The organism is Actinomadura sp. WAC 06369, from assembly GCF_003947565.1.
In the GTDB taxonomy this organism is placed as follows: domain Bacteria; phylum Actinomycetota; class Actinomycetes; order Streptosporangiales; family Streptosporangiaceae; genus Spirillospora; species Spirillospora rifamycini.
The window spans coordinates 88,664-104,526 of record NZ_QHJN01000010.1 but is presented as its reverse complement, the minus strand read 5'-3'; the positions used below and the strand labels follow the sequence as shown (position 1 = coordinate 104,526).

General features: G+C 74.7%; 15 protein-coding genes, 1 pseudogene and 1 riboswitch. Of the genes and pseudogenes, 11 read left to right on the top strand and 5 right to left on the bottom strand.

The genetic code is table 11. The features are described 5' to 3' along the window. The 3 genes and pseudogenes from DMH08_RS04835 to glyA all read left to right on the top strand — a co-directional run. Positions 1-585: Lrp/AsnC family transcriptional regulator (locus tag DMH08_RS04835; protein ID WP_325052907.1), on the top strand; the 585-nt coding region annotated here is incomplete at its 5' end. 110 nt (positions 586-695) lie between these two features. Continuing rightward, positions 696-1,541, top strand: a pseudogene (locus DMH08_RS42745) (DMT family transporter); the annotation flags it as partial. 47 nt (positions 1,542-1,588) lie between these two features. Then, positions 1,589-1,675, top strand: a riboswitch (ZMP/ZTP riboswitch). 51 nt (positions 1,676-1,726) lie between these two features. Further along, on the top strand, positions 1,727-3,001 hold the full coding sequence (gene glyA, locus DMH08_RS04825; RefSeq protein WP_026406092.1) for a serine hydroxymethyltransferase: 1,275 nt from the start codon (positions 1,727-1,729) through the stop codon (positions 2,999-3,001). On the opposite strand, the gene DMH08_RS04820 is transcribed toward glyA, so the two are convergent. Then, positions 2,968-3,795: a class I SAM-dependent methyltransferase gene (locus DMH08_RS04820; RefSeq protein ID WP_026406091.1), complete on the bottom strand. Its 828-nt coding sequence runs from the start codon at positions 3,793-3,795 to the stop codon at positions 2,968-2,970. The two genes, glyA and DMH08_RS04820, sit on opposite strands and share 34 nt — an antisense overlap. Positions 3,796-3,910: 115 nt before the next feature. Here DMH08_RS04820 and DMH08_RS04815 point away from each other — a divergent pair, with 115 nt between their 5' ends. Further along, positions 3,911-4,579 (top strand): carboxymuconolactone decarboxylase family protein, encoded by a 669-nt coding sequence (locus DMH08_RS04815; protein WP_051301640.1) that lies wholly within the window; start codon positions 3,911-3,913, stop codon positions 4,577-4,579. Then, positions 4,572-5,165: a GNAT family N-acetyltransferase gene (locus DMH08_RS04810; protein WP_034521825.1), complete on the top strand. Its 594-nt coding sequence runs from the start codon at positions 4,572-4,574 to the stop codon at positions 5,163-5,165. The genes DMH08_RS04815 and DMH08_RS04810 overlap by 8 nt, the downstream gene beginning before the upstream one ends. On the opposite strand, the gene DMH08_RS04805 is transcribed toward DMH08_RS04810, so the two are convergent. From DMH08_RS04805 to DMH08_RS04790, 4 genes are read right to left on the bottom strand one after another with little or no spacing between them, the layout of a single operon-like run. After that, on the bottom strand, positions 5,137-6,552 hold the full coding sequence (locus DMH08_RS04805) for an MmgE/PrpD family protein (protein ID WP_125611964.1): 1,416 nt from the start codon (positions 6,550-6,552) through the stop codon (positions 5,137-5,139). The two genes, DMH08_RS04810 and DMH08_RS04805, sit on opposite strands and share 29 nt — an antisense overlap. Continuing rightward, a complete protein-coding gene (locus DMH08_RS04800; RefSeq protein ID WP_125611962.1) occupies positions 6,549-7,397 on the bottom strand; it encodes a cyclase family protein in 849 nt (282 codons plus the stop codon). The genes DMH08_RS04805 and DMH08_RS04800 overlap by 4 nt, the downstream gene beginning before the upstream one ends. Beyond that, entirely contained in the window at positions 7,394-8,245 is an 852-nt protein-coding gene (locus DMH08_RS04795) for an HpcH/HpaI aldolase/citrate lyase family protein (protein WP_026406087.1), read from the bottom strand. Before DMH08_RS04795 ends, DMH08_RS04800 begins: the two co-directional genes overlap by 4 nt. Then, positions 8,242-9,429, bottom strand: a complete 1,188-nt coding sequence (locus DMH08_RS04790) for a CaiB/BaiF CoA transferase family protein (protein ID WP_125611960.1) — start codon at positions 9,427-9,429, stop codon at positions 8,242-8,244. Before DMH08_RS04790 ends, DMH08_RS04795 begins: the two co-directional genes overlap by 4 nt. Positions 9,430-9,688: 259 nt before the next feature. On the opposite strand from DMH08_RS04790, the gene DMH08_RS04785 reads away from it, so the two are divergent. Genes DMH08_RS04785 through DMH08_RS04760 form a run of 6 tightly spaced genes read left to right on the top strand, consistent with a single transcriptional unit; the run spans position 9,689 to position 15,847 of the window. Next, positions 9,689-10,939, top strand: coding sequence for an ABC transporter substrate-binding protein (locus tag DMH08_RS04785; RefSeq protein ID WP_125611958.1), 1,251 nt, complete (start codon positions 9,689-9,691; stop codon positions 10,937-10,939). Further along, positions 10,936-11,976, top strand: coding sequence for a branched-chain amino acid ABC transporter permease (locus DMH08_RS04780; protein ID WP_051301639.1), 1,041 nt, complete (start codon positions 10,936-10,938; stop codon positions 11,974-11,976). Before DMH08_RS04785 ends, DMH08_RS04780 begins: the two co-directional genes overlap by 4 nt. After that, the gene (locus DMH08_RS04775; protein WP_125611956.1) at positions 11,973-13,040 is read left to right on the top strand and encodes a branched-chain amino acid ABC transporter permease; all 1,068 of its coding nucleotides are present in this window, start codon (positions 11,973-11,975) and stop codon (positions 13,038-13,040) included. The genes DMH08_RS04780 and DMH08_RS04775 overlap by 4 nt, the downstream gene beginning before the upstream one ends. Beyond that, positions 13,037-13,771 carry an ABC transporter ATP-binding protein gene (locus DMH08_RS04770; protein ID WP_026406082.1) on the top strand — a complete coding sequence of 245 codons (735 nt, stop codon included), beginning with the start codon at positions 13,037-13,039 and terminating at the stop codon, positions 13,769-13,771. Before DMH08_RS04775 ends, DMH08_RS04770 begins: the two co-directional genes overlap by 4 nt. Further along, entirely contained in the window at positions 13,758-14,459 is a 702-nt protein-coding gene (locus DMH08_RS04765) for an ABC transporter ATP-binding protein (RefSeq protein WP_026406081.1), read from the top strand. The genes DMH08_RS04770 and DMH08_RS04765 overlap by 14 nt, the downstream gene beginning before the upstream one ends. Continuing rightward, complete coding sequence (locus tag DMH08_RS04760; RefSeq protein WP_199747620.1) at positions 14,456-15,847, top strand: MmgE/PrpD family protein; 1,392 nt, start codon at positions 14,456-14,458, stop codon at positions 15,845-15,847. The genes DMH08_RS04765 and DMH08_RS04760 overlap by 4 nt, the downstream gene beginning before the upstream one ends. Positions 15,848-15,863 lie beyond the last annotated feature (16 nt).

Genomic DNA, 15,863 nt, shown 5'->3' with positions numbered 1-15,863 from the left:
GGCGGGGGCCGAATATTCTTCGGGGGCAACGGCTCTCGGGCGTGGATGCGCGTGCGAGGGTTCGGCATCGGACCAGGGAACGAGGGATGCGACATGGACGCGGTCGACCAGGCGATCCTGCGGCGCCTGCAGCGGGACGGACGGCAGACGAACCGGGAGCTCGCCGAGGCGGTGGGGGTCGCGCCGTCGACGGCGCTCGAGCGGACGCGGGCGCTGCGCTCGCGGGGCGTCATCACCGGGGTCCACGCGGCGGCCGACCTGGAGCGGCTCGGCCGGGGCGTGCAGGCGCTCATCTCGATCCGGATCCGGCCGCAGTCGCGGGAGGCGATCGAGTCCGCGCGGGACGGGATGGCGGCGATGCCCGAGGCGGTCGGGGTGTTCGTCGTGACCGGGAACGAGGACCTGCTCGTCCACGTGGCGGTGCCCAGCACCGCGTACCTGCGCGACTTCGTGCTCGACCGGCTGGCGCGGCGCAAGGAGTTCGTGGACGTGCGCACCACCGTGGTCTACGACTACGTCCAGCCCGTCGAGCAGTCCGAACTTCCGGCGGCTGGCGAGCGTGCGCGCCGAACGTCGTACGCGTGACGGCGACCGGGTGGGGATCTCGCCGAATAGGTAGCGGACGGTGATGGCACAACCGAATGAATGACTGGTCGCTGTGCGCTATCGCCGTATGAGCTTCTAGCTTCGTCCGCATGTACCGGTGGAATGGCATGTCGGGGACGTTGCCGGTGCTGGCCGCGGGCGTCCTGTGGGGGACGGTCGGGCCGGCGCAGGTGCTCGCGGCGGCGGACGCGAGCCCCGTGGCGGTCGGGGGCGCGCGGATCCTGTTCGGCGGGGCGATCCTGGCCCTGTTCACCCTCGTGGCCGATCGCGGTGCGTTCGCGGTCCGGCGGGACGCGTGGCGGCCGGTGCTCGCGGCCGCGGCGGCCACCGGGACCTTCCAGGCGGCGTTCTTCAGCGCGGTGGACCGGACCGGCGCGGCCGTCGCGACGGCCGTGGTGTTCGGGCTGGTGCCGGTGTCGACGGGGGTGTGCGAGCGGCTGGTGCTCGGTGCCCGCCCGGGGCGCGGCTGGTGGGCCGGGACGGCGTGCGCGGTCGGCGGTGTCGCCCTGCTGGCGCTGCCGCAGGGCGCGGTGCGCGTCGACCCGGCGGGCGTCGCGCTGAGCCTGGCGGCGGGGTGCTGCTTCGGCGTCTACACGGTCGCGGCCAAGCGGATGGCCGGGAGCGGCGCGGGCACGGCGGCGGCCGTGTCGGTGACGCTGCTGGCCGGCGGGGCGGTCCTGGCGCCCTGGACGATCGCGGCCCTGCCGGCGCTCGCGGAGCCGCGCGCGGCGGCGCTGGTCGGCTGGCTGGGCGTCGCGGCGACGGCGGTGGCCTACATGTGCTTCGTCACCGGGCTGGGACGGGTCGGCGCCGCGACCGCGGGGACCCTGAGCCTCGTGGAGCCGCTGGTCGCGGTCGTCCTCGCCGTGCTCGTGCTGGGCGAGTCCATGTCCGGCCCGGTGGCCGCCGGGACGGCGCTGCTGCTCGGCGGGCTCGCCGTCGTGTCGGTGCCCGCGCCGCGCCGGCGGGCCGGTCGGTATGATGACGTCCACGCGACTGGCGCAGTCAAGGTGGAGACGACCACCGGGGAGCGACCGTAGTCCGCGCACCGCGCGCCTGGGTGTTCGGGCCCCCTTCACCGGGGCGCCCTGCCGCCCCGGCCGACAGCGCGGAGAGCGACATGCACGAACCCGCCGTACCCCATCTGCGCGGCAGCGACCCCGACATCGCCCGGCTCGTCGAGGACGAGGCGCGCCGCCAGTTCGAGAAGATCCGGCTGATCGCGTCCGAGAACTACGTCTCGCCCGCGGTGCTCGAGGCTACCGGGTCCGTCCTGACGAACAAGTACTCCGAGGGCTATGCGGGCCGCCGCTACTACGAGGGCCAGCAGAACATCGACCCGCTGGAGGAACTGGCGGTCGACCGGGCGAAGTCGCTGTTCGGCGTCGAGCACGCGAACGTCCAGCCGTACTCCGGGTCGCCCGCGAACCTCGCCGTGTACATGGCGTTCCTGCGGCCGGGCGACACGGTGATGGGCCTGTCGCTGCCGATGGGCGGCCACCTGACGCACGGCTGGTCGGTGTCGGCGACCGGCGCCTGGTTCCGGCCCGTCCGGTACGAGGTGCGGGCCGACACCGGGCGGATCGACATGGACCAGGTGCGCGACCTCGCCCTGAAGGAGCGGCCGAAGCTGATCTGGTGCGGCGGGACGGCCGTGCCCCGGACGATCGACTTCCCGGCGTTCGCGGAGATCGCCCGGGAGGCCGGCGCGGTGCTGGCGGCGGACGTCGCGCACATCGCGGGGCTGATCGCGGGCGGCGCGCACCCCTCGCCGGTCGGGCACGCCGACGTCGTCACCACGACCACGCACAAGACGCTGCGGGGACCGCGGGGCGCGATGGTCATGTCGACGGCCGAGCACGCGAAGGCGATCGACAAGGCCGTCTTCCCGGGGCTGCAGGGCGGCCCGCACAACCACACGACGGCGGCGATCGCGGTCGCGCTGCGGGAGGCCGCGCAGCCCGGCTTCGCCGGCTACGCCCGGCAGATCGTCGCGAACGCGAAGGCGCTCGCCGCCGCGCTGGTCGAGCGCGGGTACGACCTGGTGTCCGGCGGCACCGACAACCACCTGATCCTGATCGACCTGACGAACAAGGGCGTCGCGGGCAAGCCCGCGGCGAAGGCCCTCGACCGGGCGGGCATCGAACTGAACCACAACGCCGTCCCGTTCGACCCGCGCAAGCCGTTCGACCCGTCGGGGCTGCGCCTCGGCACCGCCGCGATCACCACGCGCGGCCTCACCGAGGAGCGGATGCCGCAGGTCGCGGCGTGGCTCGACGAGGTCGTGCAGGCCGTGGCGAAGGACGACGCGGACGCGGTCGTCGAGCGGGTCGCGGCCGAGATCCGCGAGTTGCTCGCCGGCTACCCGATGCCCGGCTGGGCGCCCGCGGGCTGACCGGCCCGCAGGATCGTGATCATGCGCCAGGCTTCGGGGTCGGTGAGGGCGACCGCGTCCGCGCCGTCCCCGAAGTCGCCGTACCGCGCGACGGCCGTGAGGCCGCCCGCGAGGCGGATCGCGGCGTCGAGCTCCCCGGCCGTCCAGAACCGGTAGGGGACGACGTCGCGGACGGTGCGGGCGCCGCCCGGCTCCTCGATCGCCACCGTGACGCGGTCGTCGGCGATCTGGGTGACGGGGTCGAGCCGGTCGCCGGGCTCGCCCCACCGGACGGACGCGCGCACGCCGTCGCGCTCGACCGTCCACGCGGTGCCGACGCTCGGGTCGTCGTCGCCCAGCCGGTCCCGGGGGTGCGACATCTCGACGATGTACAGGCCGCCGGGCGCCAGGTGGGCGGCGACGCGGCGCAGGTGCGCGACGAACGCGTCGAGCGTCATCAGGTGCGACGTCGAGTCGAGCATGGTGACGACGAGGTCGAACCGGCGGCCCAGGTCGAACGCGGTCATGTCGGCGCGGACGACGTCGAGGCCGACGCCGTCCCGCGCGGCCGACTTCGCCGCGTACCCGCACATCGCGGCGTTCAGGTCGAGCGCGGTCGCGGCGAGGCCGCGCCGGGCGAACCCGCGGGCGTGCTCGGCGGGCCCGGCGGCGAGCTCCAGGACGGTCCGGACGGGCGGGGCCCCCGGCGCGCGGTGCCGGGCGCACCACGCGAGCAGGACGTCGACCTCCGCGGCGACGTCGCGGAACGAGCACGCCAGCTCGTAGGCCCAGGGGTCGTCGTAGATGCCGGTCACCCGTCCATCCTGCCAGCGCGGGCCCCTGCCGTGATCGACAGGTCGGCACCGCGTCACGGTTCCATATTGCGGACGGGTCTTGAGCGGCCCGCGCCGACCGCCTACCGTGCGGTACGTGATCGACCCCGTGAGCGGTGAGCACGTCGCCGACCGCCAGCGCCGCGAGCCGTCCGCGTCGCGGCTGCCCCTGCTGCCGCCCGGCGCGCTCGCCGACGAGCAGCGGGCCGTGTACGAGGCGGTGACGGGCGGGCCGCGCTCCGGCCGGTCGCCCGCGTTCCGCTTGACCGACGAGGACGGGCGGCTGCTCGGCCCGTTCAACGCGATGCTGTACAGCCCGTCGGTCGGCCTCCCCCTGCAGGACCTCGGCGCCGCGCTGCGGTTCCGCACCGCGTTCACCAAGCGGGAGCGGGAGATCGCGACGCTGGTCGTCGCGGCGCACCTGCGCTCGGACTTCGAGTGGTACGCGCACGAGCGGATCGGGCTGCGCGCGGGACTGGACCAGGAGGAGATCGACGCCCTGCGCGAGGGGCGCGCGCCGATGCTCGGCGACGTCCGGGAGCGGGTGGTGTACGAGGCGGTGCGGCAGCTCGCCGCCGAGCAGGACGTGTCGGACGCGGTGTACGCCGAGGCGGTCGCGACGCTCGGCCGCTCCGCGGTGGTCGAGCTGGTCACGCTCGTCGGGTACTACACGGCGCTGGCGATGCAGCTGCGCGTGTTCCGGGTCGGGGTGCCGGAGGGGGAGCCCGCGCCGGAGTGGCCGCAGGACGGGGACGGGCATGCGTGAACTGCTGCGCACCGAGCGGCTGGCGCTGCGACCGGTCAGCATGCGCGACCACCGGCCGCTGCTGGCGCACTGGACGCGGCCGCCGGTCCGCCGCCACCTGTTCGGCGACGCGGCGGTGTCGGCCGTGCAGGTCACCGAGATCATCGCGGCGAGCCGGCGGGACTTCGCCGCGCTCGGCTACGGGCTGTGGACGCTGCGCCCCGCGCGGCCGGCGGACGAGCCGCTGATCGGCGTCGCGGGGCTGACCGGCCGGGACGGGCCGGGCGCCGGCGTCGAGATCGTCTACAGCCTGGAGCCGGAGCGGTGGGGCGAGGGCCTGGCCGCCGAGGCGTCCCGCGCGGTGCTCGACTACGCGTTCGGCGTGGTGGGGCTGCGCCGCGTCGCCGCCGAGATCGACCCGGACAGCGCGGTGTCGGTGCGGGTCGCGGAGCGGCTCGGGATGCGCCCGGTGCCCGACGGCCCGGCCGGGCCGGACGGCGCGTCGTTCTACGCGGCCGACCGGTCCGGCTGGACCGCCGCGCGGATCCCGGCGGACGGCGTGGACGCCGTCCGCCCGGTCACGCCAGCAGCGACGTCAGCGGGGTGAGGTCGTCCAGGCGGGCGAGCCCGTAGACGAGCTCGGTGATCCGCCCGGCGCGCTCGGCCGGGACGGCCCGGGACGCGTTCAGCCGAAACTTCGTCGCCAGCTCGTCGGCCGACAGCGGGTTGCCGGGGCCGCCGCGGTTGGCGTCGACGCGCTCCTCCAGGACGGCGCCGCCGCGGGTGCGGACGCGCAGCACCGCGGGGAACTGGTGCGGGAAGATCTCGTCGCAGCGCGGGTCGGGGACGCACCGCACCTTCGCCGCCAGGGCGAGCCGCGCCGGGTCGGCGGCGGCCTCGTCGGTGAAGTCCTCGTGGAAGACGCCGAGCCCGCCGCCGCCGAGCAGCGCCGCCGCGACCGTGTACGGGCCGGAGAACGCCGCGTGGTACCCGGACTTCGGACGGATCTTGTCCTCGTGGGGTTCGCCGATCGTGCGGAGCACCGGCGCGGGGGCGCCCAGCTCGATCCCGTCGACGTCGGACGGGTCGAGCCCCCGCGCGCGCAGCGCCAGCGCGGCGTCGACGCCCGCGTGGGTGAAGTGGTTGCACGGGTACGGCTTGAAGAAGATCCCCGGCAGTTCCCAGTGCTCCCCGAGCCGGTCGGTGAGCGCGTCGAGGTCGACCCGGTCGCCGCAGAACGCCTGCAGCAGCCCGAACCGCCCCTCCAGGACGGTCGGCGGGCCGGTGAGGCCGGCGCGGGCGAGCCCGGCGGCGGTCACGGCGGCGTGCGCCGCCCAGCCGCAGTGCACCCGCTTGACGGTGCCGCCGGTGCGGTTGGCCTCCAGGATCCCCGACCCCATGCTGGCGGCGATGCCCATCGCGTCGGCGATCCCGGCGGCGTCCAGGCCGGACAGCATCGCGGCGGACGCGGCGGCGCCGACGGCCCCGCAGATGGCCGTGGCGTGCTGGCCGCGCTCGAAGAACACCGAGTTGCCGAGCTCCCGGTCGTACCCGGCCATGCCGATCCGGACGGTGATCTCGACGCCGACGGCGATCGCGTCGAGCAGCCGCGCGCCGGACGCGCCGTGCGCCTCGGCGGCGGCGAGCGCGGCGGGCACGACGGACGCCGACGGGTGCAGCACCGACGGCAGGTGGGTGTCGTCGAAGTCGAGGGAGTGCGCGAGGGTGCCGTTGAGCAGCGCGGCGCTCGGCTCGGGCAGCCGGGCGGCGGTGCCGATCCCGGTGGCGCGGCCCGCGCCGCCCCACTCGGCGACGAGCTGCCCGACGGCGCGGGCCGGGGGCTCCCCGGTGGCGGCGAGGCTGTTGCCGAGCGCGTCCAGCACCCGGCGGGCGGCGTCGTCGCGCAGTTCGGCGGGCAGGCCCTCGGCCCGCACGCGGTCGGCGAGGGCGGCGAGCCGCTGGACGGGCGTCGCCGCGGTCCGCGTCGTGGTCACGCCGACTCCTCCCCGCGCGGCGCCGTCCCCGCGGAGACCGCGGCGAGCGGCCGCACCGGGGAGCCGGTGCCGCCCTTGATCCGCAGCGGGGCCAGCACGAACACGAACTCGTGCCGTCCCTCGGCGGCCAGGGCCTCCAGGTTCAGGTGCTCCATGATGAAGATGCCCGACTCGACGAGCAGGACCCGGTGGACGGGCAGGACGGCGTGGCCCGCGCCCGCCGCGATCTGCTCGTAGGCGGTGGTGTCGGCGCCGGTCGCGACGATCCGGCGGTCGGCGAGCCAGCGGGCCGCCTCGGGCGTCGCGCCGGGCACGCCGGTCTCCTTGCCCAGGTAGGCGGTGGTGTCGCCGAAGTTGCGCGCCCATCCGGTGCGGATCAGCGCGACGTCGCCCGCGCCGGGCTCGGCGCCCGCCCGCTTCGCGGCCAGGTCGAGGTCCTCGGCGGTCACGCCGTAGCCGGGCGGCAGGACGTCCACGCCGTGCACGGCGGCGACGTCCAGCAGCACGCCGCGGCGCAGCAGGCCGGGCAGGTTCTCGGCGCCGTGGCTGGTGAAGGCGCCGCCGCGCTGCGCCTCCGCCGCGTCGATCCCGCCGTGCAGCTCGCCGTCGTGGCTGACGTGCGACAGCGCGTCGATGTGGGTGCCGACGTGCCCGCCGGTCACGATGATCTCGTTGGCGGCGGAGCCGCCGTCGGGGCGCATCATGTCGCCGTGCCGCCGGATCAGCGTCATCCGGAAGCCGGGGTGGTTCGGCGAGCACGGCATGCCGGTGAAGAACGGCTGGCCCAGCTCGATCAGCCGGACGCCGCCGGCGACCGCGGCGAGCAGCGGGTCGGGGGAGCTCATGGACGTGTTCCTTCCTTGGGGGCTGTTCCGGCGGCGGCTTTCGCGGCCTCGAGAATGGCGAAGGCGCGTTCCACGACGGCCTTGTCGACGAACCGGCCGTCCGCGTCGAGCCACGCGGCGTCCGCGTCCGGCGCGTCGCCGCGCTCGGCGAGGCGGCCGGTCAGGTCGCGCGCCCAGGCGACGTCCGCCGGGTCGGGCGCGCACGCCTCGTGCACGACGGGGATCTGCGCGGGGTGGATCACCGACCGGCCGAAGAATCCGGCGCGCTGCCCGGCGCGGGTGTCGGCGGCCAGGCCGTCCAGGTCGCGGACGGCCGTCCAGACGCTCTGCGGCGGGCTCGGCAGCCCGGCGGCGCGGGCCGCCACGACGATCCGGGAGCGCGGCCACGCGAGCGCGTCCCCGCCCGCCCGCAGGTCGGCCGACAGGTCGGCCTCGCCGAGCGAGATGCCCGCGACCAGCGGGTGCGCGGTGGCGAGCGCGAACGCCCGCTCGACGCCGAGGGCCGACTCGACGACGGGCAGGACGGGCGCCCCGAGGGCGTCGGCGACGCGGCGCAGCCCGTCCGGGTCCTCGCACTTGGGGATGCGGACGCCCGCGAGCGCGCCGGGCGACGCGGCGAGGGCCCGGACGTCCGCGTCGCCGTCGGCGGTCCCGGGCGCGTTGATCCGGACGTACGCCGGGCGGCCCTCGGCGAGGACGCCGACGACGGTGCGGCGCGCGTCCGCCTTCGCGGCGGGCGCCACGGCGTCCTCGAGGTCGAGGATCACCGTGTCGGCGGCGGAGCCGAGGGCCTTGGCGACGCGGTCGGGCCGGTCGCCGGGCACGTACAGCCACGTGCGGGGCGTCACCTGACGACGCCCTTCGCGCGCAGCTCGTCCAGCTCCGCCTCGCCGACCCCGTAGCGGCCGAGGATCTCGGCGGTGTGCGCGCCGAGCGGCGGGCCCGCCGACTCGATGCGGCCGGGCGTCCGCGACAGCCGGAACAGCACGTTCTGCATCTTCACCGGGCCGAGCTCGTCGTCGGGGACGGTCGCGATGGTGCCGAGCGCGTCGAACTGCGGGTCGGTCATCACGTCGGCGGCGGTGTAGATCGGCGCGACGGCGGCCTCGGCCTCCTCGAACGCCCGGACGACCTCGTCGCGGTCGCGTTCGGCGATCCACGAGCCGACGGCCTCGTCCAGCTCGTCCGCGTGCTTCGCGCGCTCGGCGCCGGACGCGAACCACGGCTCGTCGATGAACTCGGGGCGTCCGACGAGGCGCATCACCCGCTCGGCGATCGACTGGGCGCTGGTGGAGATCGCGACCCAGCCGCCGTCGCGGGTGCGGTAGGTGTTGCGCGGCGCGTTGTTGTGCGACCGGTTGCCGGTGCGGGCCTGCAGCTCGCCGAGCTGGTCGTAGGTGATGATCTGCGGACCGAGCAGGGTGAGGATCGGCTCGATGATCGCCAGGTCGACGACCTGGCCCTCGCCGGTGGCCTCGCGCGCCCGAAGCGCCGTCATCACCGCATACGCTGTGGTCAGGGCGGCGATTCCGTCGGCGAGGCCGAACGGCGGCAGCGTCGGCGGCCCGTCCGGCTCACCGGTGATCGCGGCGAACCCGCTCATCGCCTCGGCGAGCGTCCCGAACCCGGGCCGCCGCGCGTACGGGCCGGTCTGCCCGAATCCCGTGACGCGGGCCAGCACGAGCCCGGGGTTGATCTTCTTCAGCTCGTCGTAGCCCAGGCCCCACCGCTCCAGCGTCCCGGGCCGGAAGTTCTCGATCACCACGTCGGCGTCGGCGGCGAGCCGGCGGAACAGCTCCTGCCCCTCGGGGGACCCGAGGTAGAGCGTGACCGCCTTCTTGTTGCGGCCGAGCATCTTCCACCACAGCCCGACGCCGTCGCGCTGCGCGCCGTGGCTGCGCACGGGGTCGCCCTTCGGGTGCTCGATCTTGACGACCTCGGCCCCGAAGTCGGCGAGCAGCGTCGCCGCGAGCGGCCCGGCGAAGAGCGTGGCCGCGTCGAGCACGCGGACTCCGGACAGGGCGTCGGTCATGGGCTACCGCCTTCGGTCGGATTGTTTCCGGTGTGTTTCGCTTAGAGGAACGATAGTCGATGTGCGATCGAGATGACCCTCGGTTCCGATGCTCACAAGTTGGCACCGGCCATCGAGTTCAGTCAAGTTTCACCTAGATATTGACCCGATTGCGTGACGGGTGCCACCATGACGCATCGGTTGTCCGGCGTTTCTCCAAGCGGAACAAGAAAGATCGCGGGGGGCGAACGGCGCCGGACACGTTGGGCGGGAGAGGTGAATGTCGGCTCGAAAGCTCGTCGCCGGGCTCGGCGCCTGCGCGGTCCTGCTGGCCGCCGCGGGCTGCGGCGGCTCGGCGCCTTCCGGCGCCGCCGGAGCGGCGGCCGGACGCGACCGGGGACCCGTCAAGATCGGTGCGCTGCATCCGGTCAGCGGCGCCTACGCGGTCGACGGCCAGCAGATGCGGCGCGGCGCCCGGATGGCGGTGGAGGCGATCAACGCGAACGGGGGGATCAAGTCCCTCGGCGGCCGCAATGTCGAACTGGTCACCGGGGACACCCAGGGCAAGGCCGAGGTCGGCCAGAGCGAGGCCCAGCGGGTGATCTCCGAGGGCGCCGTCGGGCTCGTCGGCACCTACCAGAGCGCCGTCAGCACGAACGTCGCGGTCGTCGCCGAGCGCAACGAGGTCCCGTTCGTCATGGACGTCACCGCGTCCGACGAGATCTTCGCGCACGGCTACGACCACTCGTTCCGCGTGCAGCCCGGCAGCGAGGTCATCTCGGTGGCCGCCGCGAAGTACCTCAAGGAGGTCTCGGAGCAGGCCGGCGAGCCGGTGAAGAAGGTCGCGTTCCTGCACGAGCAGAGCGACTTCGGCAGCGGCGCCGCCGAGGCGTTCGCCGCCGCGGCCGAGGGCCTCGGGATCGAGGTCGACCCGGTCATCAGCTACGACGCGGCGACCGTCTCCGACCTCACCGCGCAGGTCACGCAGGTCAAGGCGTCCGGCGCGGACGTGCTGGCGGTCGCCGGCTACTACCGCGACGGGCTGCTCGCCGCGAAGGCGATCAACGCGGTCAAGCCGGACCTGAACGCCGTCTGGGGCGTCTCGAACGGCGCGTTCGACCAGCCCAAGTTCGTCACCGACGTCGGCGCCCTCGGCGAGCGGTACTTCAGCACCAACTACCACTTCGACGCGCAGGACCGGGAGACGCGGAAGCTGCGCGCCGAGTACGAGCGGCGCTACGGCGCCCCCATGCGCACGGGCGCGGTCCTCGCCTACGACGCGGTCCAGGTGATCGCGGCGGGCGTCGAGCGCGCGGGCGGAACCGACCCGGAGAAGGTCCGCGACGCCATCGCGGCCTCTGAGGTCGAGCCCCTCACGGTCGGGTCCGGCCCGATCTCCTTCGCCCCCAACGGAGACAACGAGAACGCCCTCCCGGTTCTCATGCAGGTGCAGAACGGCAAGGTCGTGCAGGTCTATCCGCAGGAGAAGGCCGAGGCCGAGCCCAACTACTCGGTGACGTGGCGGTCATGAGCGACATCAAGAACGGCGGGGCGGCACCCGCCCTGAACCCCGCAACCCCCGAATCGGCATCGGCGCTCCGGCGCCTCGCCCGCTCCGACGGGACCGGCGCCCTGCTGCGGCGCGCCGGCGTCGTCGGCGGACTGGCGGCGGTCGCGATCGCGATCGCGCTGCTCAAGTCCGGCAGCGGCCTGGTCGTCTGGCAGTCGGTCGTCACCGGCCTGCTGATGGGCGGGCTGTACGGGCTCATCGCGATGGGCCTCACGCTGATCTTCGGCGTGCTGGACATCGTCAACTTCGCGCACGGCGCCCTGCTGGCCATCGCGATGTTCATCGCGTTCGGCGTCGTCCAGGGCACCGGGCTCCACCCCTACCTCACGCTGCTGGTGGCGGTGCCGGCGCTCTTCCTCATCGGCGCCGCGGTCCACCGCGGCCTGCTGTCCGGGACGGGCGGCGCGTCGCTGGAGAACCAGCTGCTGATCACCCTCGGGCTCTCGCTGCTGCTGGAGAACGGCCTGCTGATGTTCTTCGGCGCCGAGCCCAAGAACGTCTCGCTGCCCGGCGACTTCCAGTTCTCCCTCTTCGGCGCGGTCGTCGCCGGGGGCCGGCTGTACGCGTTCCTCGGGGCGCTGCTCATCGGCGGGCTGCTGTTCTGGCTGCTGCGCCGCACCCGGTTCGGGACGGCGATCCGCGCGGTCGCCGCGAACGGGCAGGGCGCGGAGCTCGTCGGGCTGAACGTCCGGCGCATCCACACCCTCACGTTCGCGATCGGGACGGCCTGCGCCGGCGCCGCCGCCGTCCTGGCCGCGCCGCTCGTCACCGTGACGCCCACGCTCGGCGAGCAGTTCAACATCACCGCGTTCGTCGTGGTGGTGCTCGGCGGCATGGGCAACGTCGCGGGCGCGCTCGTCGGCGGCCTGCTCATCGGGCTCGTCGAGCAGCTCACCACGATCTACATGGACGGCCAGAGCTCGCTGCTCGGCGTGTTCGCCGTCTTCCTGGTCGTGCTGTTCCTGCGGCCCCAGGGTCTGTTCGGGAGGCGCGCATGACCGGCATCACCATCACCGGGGGGCGGGACGCGGCCGCCGCCCGCTCCGCCAAGGCGCCGCCGCTGCGGCCGCAGTACCGGCAGCTCGCCGTGCTCGGGGTGCTGCTGCTCGCCGCGATCCCGCTGCCGCTGCTGCTGCCGTCCGCGCAGGGCGCCGTCGCCGTCCGCATCCTGATCTTCGCGATCATGGCGATCGGCTGGAACACCATGAGCGGCTTCGGCGGCATGTTCAGCTTCGGGCACGCCGCGTTCTTCGGCCTCGGCGCCTACACCAGCGCCTACCTGCTGGTGAACCACGGCGTCTCGCCCTGGATCGGGATGCTCGCGGGAATGGCCGTCGCCGCGACCGCCGCGGTGGTCATCGGCTACTTCGCGTTCCGGTACAAGCTGCAGGGCGCCTACTTCGCGCTGGCGACGTTCGCGTTCGCCGAGATGCTGCGGCTCATCGTCACCACCAGCGAGTTCACCAACAAGGCCGTCGGGTTCTCGATCCCGCTGATCGACGGCTCCTCGCTGTGGAAGATCCAGTTCCCCGCGGACTCGCCCGCCTACTTCTGGGTCGCGCTCGCCCTCGCCGGCGTCGCCGCGCTGGTCAGCATCCTGTTCCTGCACTCGCGGACCGGGCGGTACGTCACCGCGATCCGCGACGACGAACTGGCGGCCGCGTCCCTCGGCACCCCCGTCATGCGCTACAAGCTGATCACCGTGGCGCTGTCCGCCGCGATCACCGCGGTCGCCGGGGCGTTCTACACGCAGTACTACCTGTTCGTGAACCCCGAGCTGGCGTTCGGCTCGTCGGTGTCGGTCCAGGCGATCGCCACCGTCGTGATCGGCGGGATCGGGACGATCTGGGGCCCGGTCGTCGGCGCGGTCATCGTCGGCTCCCTGTCCGACGTCACCGCGACGCTGCTGCGCACCCCGCCGGAGTTCCTGAGCTTCCTGCAGGGCCGCAGCGGCCTCGACGTCGCGCTGTACGCGGTCCTGCTGATCGTGATCGTCCGGGTGCTGCCCAAGGGCATCGTCGGCACGCTGACCTCGAAGATCTCGGCGAGGAGGAGACGATGACCATTCTCGAGGCGACCGGCGTCGGCAAGGACTTCCGGGGCCTGCGGGCCCTCTCCGACGTGGACTTCCGCGTGGAGCAGGGCGAGATCCTCGGCATCATCGGCCCCAACGGCGCCGGCAAGACCACCCTGTTCAACGTCGTGTGCGGCGCCCTCGCGCCCGACACCGGCAGCGTCAAGCTGAGCGGCGCGGACATCACCGGCGCGAAGCCGCACCGCATCGCCCGCGCCGGCATGGTCCGGACGTTCCAGCTCATGCGGCCGTTCGCGAGCATGACCGTGCAGGAGAACGTCGCCCTCGCCGCCCAGCACCGGCGCCTGTCCGCCCGCCGGCTCCGCGACGCGTCCATGGAGATCGCCGAGCGGGTCGGCCTCGGCGACTGGGCGCACCGGCCCGCGACCGAGCTGCCCACGGCCGGGCTCAAGCGCCTCGAACTCGCCCGCGCCCTCGCGATGAGGCCGCGCGTGCTGCTCCTGGACGAGGTGCTCGCGGGGCTCGTCCCGTCCGAACGCGAACCCGTCCTGGACCTCCTGGCGGACCTGCGCGAGAAGGACGGCACGACCCTGCTGTTCATCGAGCACATCATGGCCGCGGTGATGCGGCTGTCGGACCGCGTCCTCGTCCTCGACCAGGGCACGGTGCTCGCCACCGGGTCGGCCGAGGAGGTCACCTCCGACCCCCGCGTGATCGAGGCGTACCTCGGAGAGGAGCCCGGCGATGCTGAAGCTTGAGCGGGTCTGCTGCGGCTACGGCCGCATGCAGATCCTGCACGACGTCGACCTGCGCCTGGACGAGGGCGAGATCGTCGCGCTCGTCGGCGCGAACGGCGCGGGCAAGACCACCACCCTGCGCGCCGTCTGCGGGCAGCTCCGCCCCGGCTCCGGGACGATCACGTTCGACGGGAAGTCGACCCTCGGGCGCCGCCCCGACGAGCTCGTCCGGGACGGACTCGTGCACGTCCCCGAGGACCGCGCCCTGTTCGGCACCCTCACGGTCGAGGAGAACCTCCGCATGGGCGCCTGGACCCGCACCTCCGAGGAGTGCGAGGAGTCCATGCGCGAGGTGTTCGACCTCTTCCCCGTCCTGGCCGAGCGGCGCCACCAGGTCGCGCAGACCTTCAGCGGCGGCCAGCAGCAGATGCTCGCGATCGCCCGCGCGCTGATGGCCCGCCCCCGGCTGCTCATGCTGGACGAGCCGTCCACGGGCCTGTCGCCGAAGCTGACGTGGACGATGCTCGACGCGGTCAAGCGCATCCGCGACACCGGCGTCGCGGTCCTGCTGGTGGAGCAGAACGCCAAGCAGGCGCTCGGCATCGCCGACCGCGCGTACGTGATGGAGAGCGGCGCCACCGTCCTGCACGGCACCGGCGCCGAGCTGGCCGGCTCGGCCGAGGTCCGGAAGGCGTACCTGGGGCTGTGACGGACGTGAACACCGGTCAGGGCACGGACACCAAGGCCCGCGCGCGGGAGGGCACCGCGCGGCTGGGGGAGTGGGTCGCCGGGCTCGACGTCGCGGACGTCCCGGCGCCGGTCGCGGCGCGGCTGTCGCTCGTCCTGCTCGACACGCTGGGCGTCACCGCGCTGGGCGCCGCGCTGGACGAGCAGCGGGCGCTGCGCGCCGCCTGGAACGCCCCCGACGGGCCCGCCCCGCTGATCGGCGGCGGCCGGTCGGCGACCGTGGACGCCGCCGCCTGGCTGAACGCGAACGCGCTGGTCGCGCTCGAACTGGACGAGGGCAACAAGTACGCCAAGGGGCATCCGGCGGCGCACGGCTTCCCGGCCGTCCTGGCGCTGGCCGCCGAACGGGACGCGTCCGGCGCCGACACGGCCGCCGCGCTGCTGGCGGCCTACGAGGTCGCCGCCCGGTTCGGCCGCGCCGCCCGGCTCCGCGCGGGCGCCCACCCGCACGGCAACTGGGGCGTGGCGGGCGCCGCCGCCGGCTGCGCGCGGCTGCTCGGCCTGGACGCGGGCGCGGCGGCGGCCGCGATCGACGCGGGCGCGGGCATGCCGATCGCCGGGCACTTCGCGTCCGCGACCGACGGGAACCCGGTGCGGAACGCGTGGATGGGCGCGTCGAACGTTGCGGGCCTCGCGGCGGCCCGCATGGCGGCGGCCGGGATCGCCCGCAACACCGGCACGGCCGCCCTGACGCTCGGCGACCTGCTCGGCGAGCTCGACCCCGGCGAACTGACCGGCGGGCTCGGCGAGCGCTGGGACGTGACCCGCGGCTACTTCAAGCGGCACGCGTCCTGCTCGTTCACCCATCCGGCCGCCGACGCCGCCCTCGACCTGCGCGGCGACCTCGACCCGTCCCGCGTCGCGGCGGTCCTGGTGGAGACGCACGCGCTCGGCGCGGGCCTCGCGTCCGCCGAGTGGGACAACCGGCTGTCGGCGATGTTCTCCACCCCGTTCGCCGTCGCCGCCGCGCTGCTCGACGGCGAGGTCGGCCCCGGCGCGTCCGGCCCGGACCGGCTCGCCGACCCGGCGCTGCGCGGGCTCGCCCGCCGCGTCCGGGTGGTGGCCGCCGACGATCTGACCGCGCGCCTCCCCGACGAGCGCCCCGCCCGCGTCACCGTCGAGCTGGACGACGGCACGCGGATCGTCCGCGAGGCGCCGAACCCCGTCGGGGACGCCGACCACCGCCCCCTGGACGAGCGCGACGTCGTGCGGCTGCTGCACCGGTGGCTGCCCGGCGGGTCCGCGCTGATCGACCGGGCCGCCGGGTTCGCCCGCGACCTGCCCGCCCTGCCGCGCGTCGGCGCGCCCCTGCGCGGGCTCGCCGGCGCGCCCGACGGCACCGAGAAGTGAAGTGAGGAGATGAGCG